Below are 12586 nucleotides of genomic sequence, written 5' to 3'. Positions count from 1 at the left end.
GCTCAACGCAACGAAAAGCGCCGCGACTCAAGCTCCAGCAACCATTGCTTGGCCGCCAACCCGCCGCCAAACCCGGTCAGGCTGCCGTTGCTGCCGATCACCCGATGACAGGGCACGATCACCGGCACCGGATTGCGTCCATTGGCGGCCCCGACCGCCCGTGAAGCCTTGGGTCGATTGATCTGCCGGGAAATTTCGCCATAGCTGGTGGTCACGCCATAAGGAATGGTCACCAGGGCTTGCCAGACGTCTTTCTGGAAATCCGTCCCCTGCATATTGAGCTTCAGGTCGAACTCGACACGCTCGCCGGCAAAGTACTCCTCCAGTTGCGTACGAACCTGCGCCAGTTTGTCCGGCGCATGCACCCAACTGTCCAATGGCGTCTGTGGCCGATAGTCCAGCTCGAAGCGCAGTTCGCGCAGCCCGTCGTCGTCGGCCAGCAGCATCATGGGGCCGATGGGCGAAGGGATGATGTCGTAGTAAATCGGGTTTGCTGTCATTTTTGACTCCTGCGTATCGATTCTGCCTCACTCGCCCCGCGCCACAGGTACATCACCGTATAGGCGCGCCACGGCCGCCAGTCTTCGGCGAGCAGTTCCAATGCCTTGGTACTCAAGGGCGGAACATCCCTGACCACTTCGCGACGCAGGATCAGGTCCGCCGCCGGGAAAGCATCTGGATGATTGAGCGCACGCATGGCGATGTAGTGCGCGGTCCATTCGCCAATACCCGGTAAGGCGACCCAGCTTTTGACGAAATCATTGAGACGTTGCTCTGTACGAAAACTCACCCGACCGTCCAGCAAGGCTTGGGCGATGCCTTGAATGGTGGCGGTGCGTGTCCTGATAACGCCGATTGAGCCCAGGTCCGCGTCGACCATCTGTTCTGGAGACGGAAACAAGCGATCCAGGCCCGGTGCCGGCGGTGCCTCAAGGACAGTGCCGAAGCGGGTCAGCAGTCGCGATGCCAGGGTACGTGCCGCCGCCACACTGACCTGCTGCCCCAACACTGCCCGCACCGAAATCTCGAAACCATCCCAGCCGCCTGGCAGACGCTGCCCAGGATAGCGCTCAACCAGTGGCGCCAGCACCGGGCTCGAACCCAGGGTAGCGGCGATGGACTGGGGGTCGGCGTCCAGGTCAAACATCCGGCGAATTCGCGTGACCACCGGCAGCATCTGCCCGGGCGGGACATTGAACAGCTCCAGCTTCAAGGCATGACCGCCATCGGGCCAGGCGCTGACCTGCAGCCAACTGGGCGATTCGCGGTTACCAAAGACTCGCCGATAGCCTTGCTCGTCGACCACTTCGATACCCGGCAAGGCACGACTGGCGAGAAACCCCAACACAGCCTTGAAATCGTAGGGAGGTCGATAGCCCAGGCGCAGGACCAGCGCGCTGTTGGCATTGGCCAATGGCTTGCGGCGAAAATCCCGGGGCGGTGCATGGTTGGCTTCGGCAAAGGCCGAGTTGAAGCGACGCAGACTCTGGAAGCCCGAGGCCAGCGCCACTTCGGTGATCGGCAGCGCGGTTTCGGTCAGCAGTTGCTTGGCGAACAACAGGCGCTGGGTGGCATGGACCGCGATGGGCGGAGCGCCAAGGTGTTTGACGAACAGGCGACGCAATTGCCGGGCGCCGACATCAAGTCGGGCAGCCAAGTCGTCGAGGGACTGTTCGGCGAGAAAACCTTCATGGATCAGCTTCAGGCCACGGCCGACCAGATGTTCGCCATGCAGCCAGATCGTGTTGCCCGGCGCCAGTTCTGGGCGGCAGCGCAGGCAGGGTCGAAAACCCAGGGCCTCGGCAGCGGCGGCACTGGGGTAATACTGCACATTCTCGACCTTGGGCGGACGCGCCGGGCAGACGGGACGGCAGTAGATCCGGGTGCTGAGGACCGCCGTGAAAAAGACCCCGTCGAAGCGCGCGTCGCGGCTCAGGCGGGCCTTTTCGCAGATATCGGCCGAGGGGAATGTGGAAGCAATGGTCGTGTTCATGGGCAGAGACTAGCACCGGTGATGGGGCTGTTCTCGCCATTTTCGGACGTGGATGAATCGAAAACTCATCATCAACACAGATCAGGATTCAAACGTCGAGGATGAAACGCCAAGCATTCAAACCCACGGCATGGGCTGGGTTTTGACTAAAGACGCGACTCAGTCTCAAGCTTTCGCGTCCACGGACCGAGCAGCTTTGATTGCCTCCGCTTTCTGCAAGACATCCCGCTGTGCGGCAATAGCCTTGCTGATCACCACATTGAATACATCCCGCTTGGTTTGCGCACTGGCATTGGAAAAAAAATCAGCCAAAACACTGAGCTCACCAGTCTTTGCTGTAGTCATGACGTCATACCTCGGTTAAACGTTCAACAAGCTCGGCCTGATCATAGGTTTCAGGGATCAGGGCGTCAATCGTGGAGCTATCCGCATCGATCTCTACCACACGGCCGGCGAAATCGATGTCCTTGATGAGAAGTTTTACCTGTATCCGGTCACCATACAAGCGCTTGAGCTCGACAATATTGCTGCGTGCGGCGACAAACTGCCTGGAAAATTCCAACAAAGGGATATTCCTACCTTCAGTGATTTCCCTGGCCTGCACGAATTGCCAGGCAAGCTCGGGTCGTTGGTAGACGTACATGATCTGGGCGTTTCTTTGGCTCCCCAAGACTCGATCAATGTTACGGCGCGCCACTTCGAAATTGGCCATTGTTCCATCCAGGATAAACGAAAGGCGCTTTTCAAAAGCGCGATCCAGGACTTTTTCCAGGATTTTGGTAACAGCCCGCTGAAACAGATAGGAATTGCGACCTTCATACCCAGGGACCACCCATTAGCCGGTCTCGAGTCAAGGCTAAAAGCCAACTCGCTCTGCAGTTTTTAACTGCAGAGTTTTCCCTCTTTCTCGACCTGTCTGGTTGAACCCGTCGAATCCGTTTCCTCGTCATTGGCTACGACCGAGTCGTGCCTGACACCCATGTGGATCAAGCGGTAGCGGTATTGCATGCACCGCCCTGGCAGAGAACTGCCCCAGAGAAACGTTGGTGCCGCCATTGTGTCCAAAACGTGTCACAGAACTGTGGCTCGTGCAAAGCACGTCCAGTCCCAGCGGGCTCACTTGGCAGACGACCCGGTTACAACACACTCAGGCGGTGACAGCCGGACGCCACTCAGATTTCATGGTTCGCGCCCAGTCCCTTTTTGGTTGGCCGGCCATCACCTTAATCCGCTCCTCAGGCGAAACAGCGTTTAGCATCGAAAGGCTGTTTCTCCTTCAGAATGTGGTAACTCGCCCGAGCCAGCTTGTGAGCCAGCGCTTTCGTGGCGACCACAGCATTGGTCTTGGCTTTCTTTTTCTCGAAAAAGCGTTTGGCATCATCACTGAAACGCCGAGCGAAATTCGCCGCTTCGATAAAGGCCCAGATCAAGTAAGCATTGCCGTTCTTGGTGTTACCTTCGCCCTTTTTCTTGCCGTTGGAGTAATGCGCGCTCTTTACACATCGGGCATAAGAAGCGAAGTTGCCGACGTCGGCAAAGCGCTCAATATCTCCCGTTTCCAGCATGATCACCGTAGCCAGAACTTCGCCAATCCCGGGCATCGTTTTCAATAAGGAAAACTCTGGGCGCAGACTGGCTTCCTGCAGCAATCGGTCCTCAAGAAAATCAATTTGAGCCTGCACCGCCTGGATGATGGCAACATTGGCTTTCATCGCCAGCGCCACATCCGTTGACAGGCCTAGCCTGTCCACGGATGTGGCTGACAGCCCTTTGACGTCATTGCAGCTCAACCGGTGGCCAAACTGACGCGCCATGATGTTTTCGACGGCCAGAATGTGCTGAGTCCGACTGCGTACCAACTGAATGCGTTTACGCGCCAAATCTCGTAGCGCTCGTTCTTGCGGCGGGTGGATGTACCCCGTTGGCAAAATCCCGAGCCGCAGCAAATGTGCCAGGAAAGCCGCATCATCCTTGTCGTCGGAATGCTTTAAACCGTCGTAGCGTTTCATCGCCACGGGGTTCGCCAGTTTAACCTCGAAGCCCGCCGCCTTGAGGCCATCGACCAACCAGTACCAGTTGTACGTCGACTCAACCACGACACCGACCAGTTCGGCACGATGAGGCTCGAGTAGCGAGAGGATTGGCGTCAGCTCATTGGGGCACCGTCGACTGACCAGCACCCGGTCCATTTCGTCGGTTACCACCACAACACTATTGTTCGAATGCAGGTCTATGCCACAGAATTTCATCACGGCCTCCTCACAGCAAAAGACTAAGTTCGCACCTTGAATTTTGCGCCACCTCCGTGAGGTGGGGAGGCCGGCCAGATGATTCTCAGATTTCTGAAATCGTCGGGATCAATGCGCAAGACTCGTCGTGGAGGAGCATAACCATTTGACGACTCAAGGGTTTCGGCTATCGCCTTGGCTACTTCTGTTTTTCCTGCTCCAGGCGATCCTGCCATGAAAACGGTAAATGGAGAGGCCTCACTGGGAAACACCGCTATATCCGCGATTTTCCTGGCAAGGGCGGCGCGGTTCGTCCGTGCGAACTCAAAAGCCGCCTGCTCGATAGCGGACTCCTCCGGTGTCATAAAAAGTCCATTCCTTGCATTCCGCTCCTTTAGACCAGCAGCATCCATGGATCGGCGGAGATTCTTGGGGTGGGCTGAAACGAGCGGATAACTTGATGTGGTGCCGGAGATAGGAATCGAACCTACGACCTTCGCGTTACGAGTGCGCTGCTCTACCGACTGAGCTACACCGGCGTGGCGCTAAAGCTAGCATCCGATTCCGGAGCGGGCAAGCTAGTCGGGCTTGATCGCGATCACGCCCTGGGTCCAGAAGCGCGGCTGGAAATGGCCGCCGTATTGCTGCTGGTAGAGTTTGTTGCGCTCGTCCAGATGGGGAACGTCGCGGATCACTACATAGACCAGGAACAGCACGGCGGCAGTGCTGATGCCCATCCACGACCAATGGATAAAGGCATTGGGCTTGGCCGGCTCGCCCTTCCAGACATGCAGCGCCATCAGCCAGCCGACCACCAGCGACAGCCAGAGCTGGGAGTACGGCATCACGATCACCCCGTCGACCATGGACTGGGTCAGGGCGCCGATCAGGCTGGCGAACAGGCACAGGCGCAGCAGATCGGTCGGGTCGTCGGAAGTCGAGCGCTCGCGGATCAGGCGGAAGGTTGCCCACAAACCGCGTCCGACTAGCCACATGACCAGCAAGGTGGAAGGGATGCCCCACTCGCTGGCCCATTGCAGGATGGCTTGATGCGGGTGGGCGGCGACGGGGTTGTGGATATCGGCGAAATGCATGGGGCCGAAGCCGAGCCAGGGGCGTTCGCGGATCATGTCCCAGGCTTGTTGCCAGATAGGGCCTCGACCTGACAAGGAGGTGGTCAGTCGATCACTGGCGAAGTTGCTCACTTCTATGCCGAGGTAGCCAGTGAGAACGCTGAACAACAGCCAGTAAAGTGTCACGCCCACCACGACGGCGGGCAGTTGCCAGGTGATCCATCGTTTGCCGGAGTGACCGCAGATGAAGAGCACGCAGGCAGCTACGCCCATACCCAGCCAGGTGCCGCGAGTGCCACCCGTTACTGCGATCAGCCACCAGAGACTCAGGAGTGAGAAGACCCAGACTTGGGTGGAGCGTTTGGTAGTAGACAGCAGAAGAGGGAGCGCTAAAAGCGGCAGGGTGAAGGTCTGGAATTGGCCGTAGAAGCGCTTGTTGGAGAAGCCAGTTATCAAGCGATCCGCGTCTATAGCTGAAGCTCCGCTCGTAAAGGCAGTAAATGCGATAGATAAAAATTGAACACTTTTCAATGAGCACAGAAAAATCAGAAAAACAATAACCTTTCTATTACCACCGTCCTCAGAACGCGCACCAGAAAATACAGACACCATCAAAACTGAAGAAACCACTAAAGCGACCTCAACAAAGGCCCATTCTGGCTGATGCGCCTCTAATGAGGAGAATATTGCTTGAATGAAAATCAAGACACCCACACACAACGTATATCGATCAAAAAACGCGTGAAACTCAGATTTACCCCATAAGAAAAATAGCGCACCAAAAGCAATCACCACTTGAACACTACGCTGAGCGTCATGACTACCTAGTAACGGGATAGCAGAGAAGAAAATGAAAAGCGCATAATAAAAAATAAACCGCCCTCCTCCAAACCCTCAAACAACTTTCTACACCAATAAACCGTCAACCACCCACAAAAACCCACATTAAAAAAGGCACCTCACGGCGCCTTAATTAACAGGTACTCAGAGCACTCTCAACGGCATGCCGCAGGGAGAAACTTTGAATCAATTGTGCTACCAGTACCCGAACATGTCCAAGTAAGCTGCCCACCGGAAATATCCGTTGGCTTAAATACAAGCGTACCCGTAGCTCCCGTCACAACAGAAGTTACGGTAACTTCTCCAGTTGTATCTTTAATAGTCACACCAGAAACTTGAGCAGTAGCCCCTGGAAACACATAGCCACTGTTAGCTGAAGTTACCTTACTCAAACCACCGAGCGATGCGGCCGTTTCAGATACGGCCACTTTAGCAGGGTCCGCCATAACAATAACTTCACTCACTTTTGCACGAGTTGTATAGTCCTGATAAGCAGGCAATGCCACAGCAGCCAAAATACCGATAATAGCAACCACTATCATTAATTCTATCAGCGTAAAACCCTTTTGAGTGTTCATATAGCGTCTCCAAGCATGAGGGGAATTTTCGCAACCTGATAAATAGCTAGCATAGTCCGTGCCACTGCCTCGTCCTCCGATTTCGCTGCATCATCAGCACTCCGAACTCAATGACGATGCTCTGAAGCAACACAACCTGACATTTTTTGTCACCATAACGTCCTGAATTTGGCATGCATCGCCCGACTACGCTATAAGAGTCCAACTGTTTGTGTTTGGTGCTCTAATGAATGATATCGCCCTTTCCGGCCTGGCCAAGCAACTGGTAGCAGCCGAGTTACTCACCGACAAAAATGCTCAGCAGGCATATCAGCAAGCCCAACGCAATCGGGTTTCCCTCGTCAGCTATCTCGTCCAGAACAAGCTGCTCAAAAGTCGACAAGTGGCCGAAATTGCCTCTGAACACTTCGGCGTAGCCCTGCTCGACCTGAGCTGCCTGGACAAAGAAAGCCAACCCAAAGGTCTGGTCAGCGAAAAGCTGATCCGCCAGCACCATGTGCTACCGCTATGGCGACGCGGCAACAAGCTGTTCGTCGGCATTTCCGACCCAAGCAATCACCAGGCTATTACCGATATTCAATTCAGTACCGGCCTCACCACCGAGGCGATTCTGGTCGAGGACGACAAACTCAGCGACGCTATCGACAAATTTTTCGACAGCAACTCCAGCGGTTTTGATGAAATGGGCGACGTCGACCTCGAAGGCTTGGATATCGAATCGGTTGACGACAAGAAGCAGGAGCAGATTGCCGGCCAGGACGCCGACGATGCCCCCGTGGTGCGCTTCGTCAATAAGATGCTTCTGGATGCCATCAAGGGCGGCTCCTCAGACTTGCACTTCGAGCCCTATGAAAAGACTTATCGGGTTCGCCTACGTACCGACGGCATCCTACGTGAAGTCGCCAAACCGCCTATTCATCTCGCCAGCCGTATCGCCGCCCGCCTGAAGGTCATGGCGAACCTGGATATTTCAGAACGTCGCAAGCCCCAGGACGGCCGGATCAAAATGCGCATATCGAAGACTAAGGCCATCGACTTCCGGGTCAACACCTTGCCGACGCTGTGGGGCGAAAAGATCGTAATGCGGATTCTCGACCCCTCCAGCGCACAAATGGGCATCGACGCGCTGGGCTACGAACCGGATCAGAAAGCCCTCTATATGGCGGCGCTGAAGCAGCCGCAGGGGATGATCCTGGTCACCGGCCCAACCGGCTCGGGTAAAACCGTTTCGCTCTACACCGGCCTGAATATCCTCAACACCGTGGATATCAACATCTCCACCGCTGAAGACCCGGTGGAAATCAACATGGAAGGCATCAACCAAGTCAACGTCAACCCCAAGCAAGGGTTGGACTTTGCCCAAGCACTTCGTTCCTTCCTGCGGCAAGACCCGGATGTGATCATGGTCGGTGAGATCCGCGATCTGGAAACCGCCGAGATCGCCATCAAGGCGGCCCAGACCGGCCACATGGTCCTCTCCACCCTGCACACCAATAGTGCCGCTGAAACCCTGACCCGACTACAGAATATGGGCATCGCCGGTTTCAACATCGCGACGTCGGTAAACCTGATCATCGCCCAGCGTCTGGCCCGCAAGCTGTGCAGCCACTGCAAGAAAGAAATCGAGATCCCCGAAGAAGCCCTGCTCAAGGAAGGTTTTCCACAAGAACGCATTGGCACCTTCAAGATTTATGAGCCGGTTGGCTGCGAGCAATGCAACGGCGGCTATAAAGGTCGCCTCGGGATCTATGAGGTGGTGAAAAACACCCCCGACCTGCAACACTTGATCATGGCCGAGGGCAATTCATTGGAAATCGCCGCGCAAATGCGCAAAGACGGCTTCAATGACCTGCGCACTTCTGGTTTGATAAAAGCCATGCAAGGCGTAACCAGCCTGGAAGAAGTCAACCGAGTCACCAAGGACTAAACAATGGCAACCAAAGCAGCAGTCAAGGTCAGCGTTTACTCCTGGGAGGGCACCGACAAAAGAGGTGCCAAGATGACCGGTGAACTGAGCGGTCACAACCCTGCACTGATCAAGGCTCAGTTACGTAAACAAGGTATCAATCCCGGCAAAGTGCGCAGAAAGACCAGTTCGATTTTCAGCAAGGGCAAACGCATCAAACCGCTAGATATAGCCCTGTTCACCCGCCAGATGGCAACCATGATGAAGGCCGGCGTGCCGCTGCTGCAATCCTTCGACATCATAGGCGAAGGATTCGATAACCCGAACATGCGCAAGCTGGTGGATGACATCAAGCAGGAGGTCGCCGCTGGTAACAGTTTCGCCACATCCCTGCGCAAAAAACCCGAGTACTTCGACGATCTTTATTGCAACTTGGTGGATGCAGGGGAACAGGCCGGTGCTCTGGAAGCCCTGTTGGAACGTGTAGCAACCTATAAAGAAAAAACTGAAGCACTGAAGGCTAAAATCAAAAAAGCCATGAACTACCCCATTGCAGTAGTTGTGGTAGCAATAATTGTTTCCTCGATACTATTGATCAAGGTTGTCCCTCAATTCCAGACCATCTTCTCAAGTTTCGGAGCACAACTGCCGGCCTTCACACTGATGGTGATTGGCATTTCCCAGATACTGCAAGACTGGTGGCTTATATTTATAGGGGCATTCATTGCTGCCATTTTCGGATTCAAGTACGCGCATAAAAACTCCGAACATTTCCGCAACTGGCTTGACCGCGCCGTCTTAAAACTCCCCATCATCGGCGCTCTGCTCTACAAGTCCGCCGTAGCCCGCTATGCCCGCACTCTCTCCACTACCTTCGCTGCCGGTGTGCCGCTAGTCGAAGCTCTTGATTCCGTCGCTGGCGCCACAGGCAATATCGTCTTCAAAAATGCCGTCAACCGTATCAAGCAGGACGTCTCCACCGGGATGCAGCTCAACTTCTCCATGCGCGCTACCGGCGTCTTCCCCACCATGGCCATTCAGATGACCGCAATCGGCGAGGAGTCCGGCGCTCTGGACGATATGCTCGACAAGGTCGCGACCTACTACGAAGGCGAAGTCGATAATATGGTCGACAGCCTTACCAGCCTGATGGAACCTATCATCATGGCCGTGCTCGGCGTCGTTGTCGGCGGTTTGGTGATCGCCATGTACCTGCCCATCTTCAAGCTTGGCCAAGTGGTTTAACCGATGCCCCTACCCGACTTCCTGGCCAGCCACCCGCTGGCCTTCGTTTTTTTCGCCCTGCTCCTCGGCCTGATCGTCGGCAGCTTTCTCAACGTCGTGGTCTGGCGCCTGCCGAAAATGCTCGAACGCGACTGGCGCAACCAGGCCCACGAAGTCCTTGGCCTCCCGCAACCCGCGCCCGGCCCGATCTACAACCTGCTCCTACCCCACTCCCATTGCCCGCACTGCAACCACCAGATCCGCGCCTGGGAAAACCTGCCACTCGTCAGCTACCTGCTCCTGCGCGGCCAGTGTTCCCAATGCAAGGCCCCCATCAGCAAACGCTACCCGCTCACCGAAATGGCCTGCGGCCTGCTCTCGGCCTTTGTCGCCTGGCACTTCGGCTTCGGCTGGCCCGCCGGGCTGATGCTGCTGCTGACCTGGGGCCTGTTGGCGATGAGCCTGATCGACGCCGATCACCAGTTGCTGCCTGACGCCCTGGTCCTGCCACTGCTCTGGCTCGGCCTGATCGCCAACCACTTCGGCCTCTTCACCAGCCTTGACGACGCCCTGTGGGGCGCCGTGGCCGGTTACCTGAGCCTCTGGTCGGTCTACTGGCTGTTCAAGCTGTTCACCGGCAAGGAAGGCATGGGCCATGGCGACTTCAAGCTGCTGGCGATGCTCGGCGCCTGGGGCGGCTGGCAGATCCTGCCGTTGACCATCCTGCTTTCCTCCCTGGTCGGCGCCGTACTCGGCCTGATTCTGCTGCGCCTGCGCAACGCCCAGACCTCGACCCCGATCCCCTTTGGTCCCTATCTGGCAATTGCCGGCTGGATTGCCTTGCTCTGGGGTGGTCAAATAACCGCTTCCTATCTGCAGTTTGCCGGTTTCAAATGAGCACAGCCGTTTCAACACCCTGGATTCTCGGCCTTACCGGCGGCATCGGTAGCGGCAAGAGCGCCGCAGCCCAACACTTCAGCGACCTCGGCATCCACACCGTGGACGCCGATCACGCCGCCCGCTGGGTGGTGGAACCCGGCCGTCCGGCGCTGGAAAAAATCGTCGAACACTTCGGCCCCGGCGTATTGCAAGCCGACGGCCAACTGGACCGCGCCGCCCTGCGCACGCTGATCTTCGAAGCGCCGGAACAACGCCGCTGGCTCGAAGCCCTGCTGCATCCGCTGATCGGCGAGGAGATCGCCAGCCACCTGGCCCGGGCACAATCGCCCTATGCGATCCTGGTCTCGCCGCTGCTGATCGAATCGGGACAATACAAGAACACCCAGCGCGTGCTGGTGATCGACGCCCCGCAGGCGTTACAGATCCAGCGCACCCGGCAACGCGACCAGACCAGCGAACAACAGGTGCAGGCCATCCTCAAGGCCCAGGCCAGCCGCGAAGAGCGCCTGCGCCATGCCGACGATGTGCTGGTCAACGACCGCGACCTGGCCTGGCTGCACAGCGAGGTCGAGCGTCTGCATCACTTTTATCTGACTTTGCGTGGAGGCCACTGATGAGCCAACCCTTGACCGTTGAATGCCCGACCTGCGGCGCCCCCGTGGAATGGACCACCGCCAACACCTATCGGCCGTTCTGCTCCGACCGCTGCAAACTGATCGACCTCGGCGCCTGGGCCGCGGAGGAACACAAGATTCCGGTCAGCCCCGACGCCGAGGACGATCTGTTCTCCGACGATCTGCCGCCCCGCGCCCATTGATCGCCAGGCGATCAGGGCCGCATAAAGGCGTAGTCCTGGTCGTCATCGAGGTTCTCGGCGAGAAATTGCAGCTCGTCAGCCAGATCCTCGGCACTGCGCACTGCCTTGCTCTGCTGCACCACCGCGCTGAGCAAGGCGCGCAAGCCCAGCCCCGGCTCGAACCCCTCCACTTGCGCATCTTCCAGACTGGCCTGTACCTGCTGACGCGCCCATTCGTACACACTCATGACCTTGCTCCCGGTTTTTTCCGCAGCATGGTCGCCGGGCCGGCCGCTGTAATTGATGCAGATCAACGCGGCCCATCGTCCTTCCATGGCGCCGACAGGTAACGGGTGCGGTTGAAGGTCTCCAACCATTCGGGGCAAAACACCACCAGCGCGCTGACCAACATACCGTTGATAAAAGCCTCGGGAAAAATGATCAGCCACAGGTAACCGACAAAATCACCCAGCCACTCCGGCAAGGCGAAACGCCCGTCGAACCACAACACCCCCAGGCTCGCCAACAGGCAGAGCAAGGCCGCCAGGGCGGCGGCAAAAAAGCCCGAGCAGAAGATATACACAAAGGGATTACGCGGCTGCGCCCGCTCCACCAGGATGGCGCAGACCTCCGTCACCAGTACCGGCAGCAGGATCAGCAAGCTGCCATTGACGCCGAGCGCCGCCAGGTCCTGACGCCCCAGCAACACCAGGCCGAGTTGCGCCACCAGCGCGCCGACAATCGCCAGCGGCCAGTCCAGCAGCAGGGTCACCGCGGTCAACCCGATAAAGTGATAGGACACCCCGGTGTCGAAATCGCGTCGCACCAGCCAGAGCAGGAACAGGGCGAACACCGTGCCGAACAGCAAGTGCTGGCGGCGACTGTCGGTGAACAGTTCGACCCAGGGTGAACGCCAGATCGCCCAGAGCACCACCGGCAGATAGATCAGCCAACCGATCACCAGGCTGGCCGGCGACAACAGTTGCGCGCCGATCATAAAATCATCTCCCTCCTCCGCAGCCCCGATCACACTTGTCGGCTTGAGCCC

General features: G+C 57.2%; 15 protein-coding genes and 1 tRNA gene. 5 read left to right on the top strand and 11 right to left on the bottom strand.

Annotated features, from left to right (window positions below; translation table 11 throughout):
• Window positions 1-2: 2 nt before the first annotated feature.
• From M5B99_RS14790 to M5B99_RS14755, 9 genes are all read right to left on the bottom strand, one after another.
• The gene (locus M5B99_RS14790; protein WP_248804711.1) at window positions 3-500 is read right to left on the bottom strand and encodes a methylated-DNA--[protein]-cysteine S-methyltransferase; all 498 of its coding nucleotides are present in this window, start codon (window positions 498-500) and stop codon (window positions 3-5) included.
• Window positions 497-1993 carry a DNA-3-methyladenine glycosylase 2 gene (locus tag M5B99_RS14785; RefSeq protein WP_248804703.1) on the bottom strand — a complete coding sequence of 499 codons (1497 nt, stop codon included), beginning with the start codon at window positions 1991-1993 and terminating at the stop codon, window positions 497-499. Before M5B99_RS14785 ends, M5B99_RS14790 begins: the two co-directional genes overlap by 4 nt.
• A gap of 165 nt (window positions 1994-2158) precedes the next feature.
• Window positions 2159-2338, bottom strand: coding sequence for a hypothetical protein (locus M5B99_RS14780; RefSeq protein ID WP_248804699.1), 180 nt, complete (start codon window positions 2336-2338; stop codon window positions 2159-2161).
• Between the two features lie 4 nt (window positions 2339-2342).
• Window positions 2343-2825, bottom strand: coding sequence for a zeta toxin family protein (locus M5B99_RS14775; RefSeq protein ID WP_248804695.1), 483 nt, complete (start codon window positions 2823-2825; stop codon window positions 2343-2345).
• Window positions 2826-3228: 403 nt separating this feature from the next.
• Window positions 3229-4242: an IS110 family transposase gene (locus tag M5B99_RS14770; RefSeq protein WP_248804694.1), complete on the bottom strand. Its 1014-nt coding sequence runs from the start codon at window positions 4240-4242 to the stop codon at window positions 3229-3231.
• Between the two features lie 23 nt (window positions 4243-4265).
• The gene (locus M5B99_RS30260; RefSeq protein WP_412548735.1) at window positions 4266-4586 is read right to left on the bottom strand and encodes a zeta toxin family protein; all 321 of its coding nucleotides are present in this window, start codon (window positions 4584-4586) and stop codon (window positions 4266-4268) included.
• Window positions 4587-4684: 98 nt separating this feature from the next.
• Window positions 4685-4760, bottom strand: a tRNA-Thr gene (locus tag M5B99_RS14765).
• A 39-nt stretch (window positions 4761-4799) separates the two neighbouring features.
• Complete coding sequence (locus tag M5B99_RS14760) at window positions 4800-6167, bottom strand: O-antigen ligase family protein (protein ID WP_412548736.1); 1368 nt, start codon at window positions 6165-6167, stop codon at window positions 4800-4802.
• Window positions 6168-6289: 122 nt separating this feature from the next.
• Complete coding sequence (locus M5B99_RS14755) at window positions 6290-6712, bottom strand: pilin (RefSeq protein ID WP_248804691.1); 423 nt, start codon at window positions 6710-6712, stop codon at window positions 6290-6292.
• A 226-nt stretch (window positions 6713-6938) separates the two neighbouring features.
• On the opposite strand from M5B99_RS14755, the gene pilB reads away from it, so the two are divergent.
• The 5 genes from pilB to yacG are packed head-to-tail and all read left to right on the top strand — an operon-like array spanning window position 6939 to window position 11559.
• Window positions 6939-8639, top strand: a complete 1701-nt coding sequence (pilB, locus tag M5B99_RS14750; protein ID WP_248804690.1) for a type IV-A pilus assembly ATPase PilB — start codon at window positions 6939-6941, stop codon at window positions 8637-8639.
• Window positions 8640-8642: 3 nt separating this feature from the next.
• Window positions 8643-9863, top strand: a complete 1221-nt coding sequence (locus tag M5B99_RS14745; RefSeq protein WP_248804688.1) for a type II secretion system F family protein — start codon at window positions 8643-8645, stop codon at window positions 9861-9863.
• A gap of 3 nt (window positions 9864-9866) precedes the next feature.
• On the top strand, window positions 9867-10739 hold the full coding sequence (locus tag M5B99_RS14740; protein ID WP_248804687.1) for a prepilin peptidase: 873 nt from the start codon (window positions 9867-9869) through the stop codon (window positions 10737-10739).
• Entirely contained in the window at window positions 10736-11356 is a 621-nt protein-coding gene (gene coaE / locus M5B99_RS14735; RefSeq protein WP_248798765.1) for a dephospho-CoA kinase, read from the top strand. Before M5B99_RS14740 ends, coaE begins: the two co-directional genes overlap by 4 nt.
• Entirely contained in the window at window positions 11356-11559 is a 204-nt protein-coding gene (gene yacG, locus M5B99_RS14730; RefSeq protein ID WP_248798763.1) for a DNA gyrase inhibitor YacG, read from the top strand. Before coaE ends, yacG begins: the two co-directional genes overlap by 1 nt.
• Window positions 11560-11570: 11 nt before the next feature.
• Here yacG and M5B99_RS14725 read toward each other — a convergent pair whose 3' ends face one another.
• Together M5B99_RS14725 and M5B99_RS14720 are read right to left on the bottom strand one after the other, a co-directional pair.
• Window positions 11571-11786 carry a hypothetical protein gene (locus tag M5B99_RS14725; protein ID WP_191486207.1) on the bottom strand — a complete coding sequence of 72 codons (216 nt, stop codon included), beginning with the start codon at window positions 11784-11786 and terminating at the stop codon, window positions 11571-11573.
• Window positions 11787-11848: 62 nt separating this feature from the next.
• Window positions 11849-12535: an energy-coupling factor ABC transporter permease gene (locus M5B99_RS14720; RefSeq protein ID WP_248804686.1), complete on the bottom strand. Its 687-nt coding sequence runs from the start codon at window positions 12533-12535 to the stop codon at window positions 11849-11851.
• Window positions 12536-12586: the final 51 nt, after the last annotated feature.

The organism is Pseudomonas sp. MWU13-2100 (assembly GCF_023242365.1).
Taxonomy (GTDB): Bacteria; Pseudomonadota; Gammaproteobacteria; order Pseudomonadales; family Pseudomonadaceae; genus Aquipseudomonas.
The sequence above is the reverse complement of the archived record's forward strand: the minus strand, read 5'-3'. Positions and strand labels throughout refer to the sequence as shown.

Bases quoted from the DNA above. Each gene is read 5' to 3' on its own strand.
- M5B99_RS14770 (WP_248804694.1), bottom strand. From the start codon at position 4,242: ATGAAATTCTGTGGCATAGACCTGCATTCGAACAATAGTGTTGTGGTG.
- M5B99_RS14785 (WP_248804703.1), bottom strand. From the start codon at position 1,993: ATGAACACGACCATTGCTTCCACATTCCCCTCGGCCGATATCTGCGAA.
- pilB (WP_248804690.1), top strand. From the start codon at position 6,939: ATGAATGATATCGCCCTTTCCGGCCTGGCCAAGCAACTGGTAGCAGCC.
- M5B99_RS14740 (WP_248804687.1), top strand. From the start codon at position 9,867: ATGCCCCTACCCGACTTCCTGGCCAGCCACCCGCTGGCCTTCGTTTTT.
- coaE (WP_248798765.1), top strand. From the start codon at position 10,736: ATGAGCACAGCCGTTTCAACACCCTGGATTCTCGGCCTTACCGGCGGC.
- M5B99_RS14720 (WP_248804686.1), bottom strand. From the start codon at position 12,535: ATGATCGGCGCGCAACTGTTGTCGCCGGCCAGCCTGGTGATCGGTTGG.
- M5B99_RS30260 (WP_412548735.1), bottom strand. From the start codon at position 4,586: ATGACACCGGAGGAGTCCGCTATCGAGCAGGCGGCTTTTGAGTTCGCA.
- yacG (WP_248798763.1), top strand. From the start codon at position 11,356: ATGAGCCAACCCTTGACCGTTGAATGCCCGACCTGCGGCGCCCCCGTG.
- M5B99_RS14745 (WP_248804688.1), top strand. From the start codon at position 8,643: ATGGCAACCAAAGCAGCAGTCAAGGTCAGCGTTTACTCCTGGGAGGGC.
- M5B99_RS14725 (WP_191486207.1), bottom strand. From the start codon at position 11,786: ATGAGTGTGTACGAATGGGCGCGTCAGCAGGTACAGGCCAGTCTGGAA.
- M5B99_RS14790 (WP_248804711.1), bottom strand. From the start codon at position 500: ATGACAGCAAACCCGATTTACTACGACATCATCCCTTCGCCCATCGGC.
- M5B99_RS14780 (WP_248804699.1), bottom strand. From the start codon at position 2,338: ATGACTACAGCAAAGACTGGTGAGCTCAGTGTTTTGGCTGATTTTTTT.
- M5B99_RS14755 (WP_248804691.1), bottom strand. From the start codon at position 6,712: ATGAACACTCAAAAGGGTTTTACGCTGATAGAATTAATGATAGTGGTT.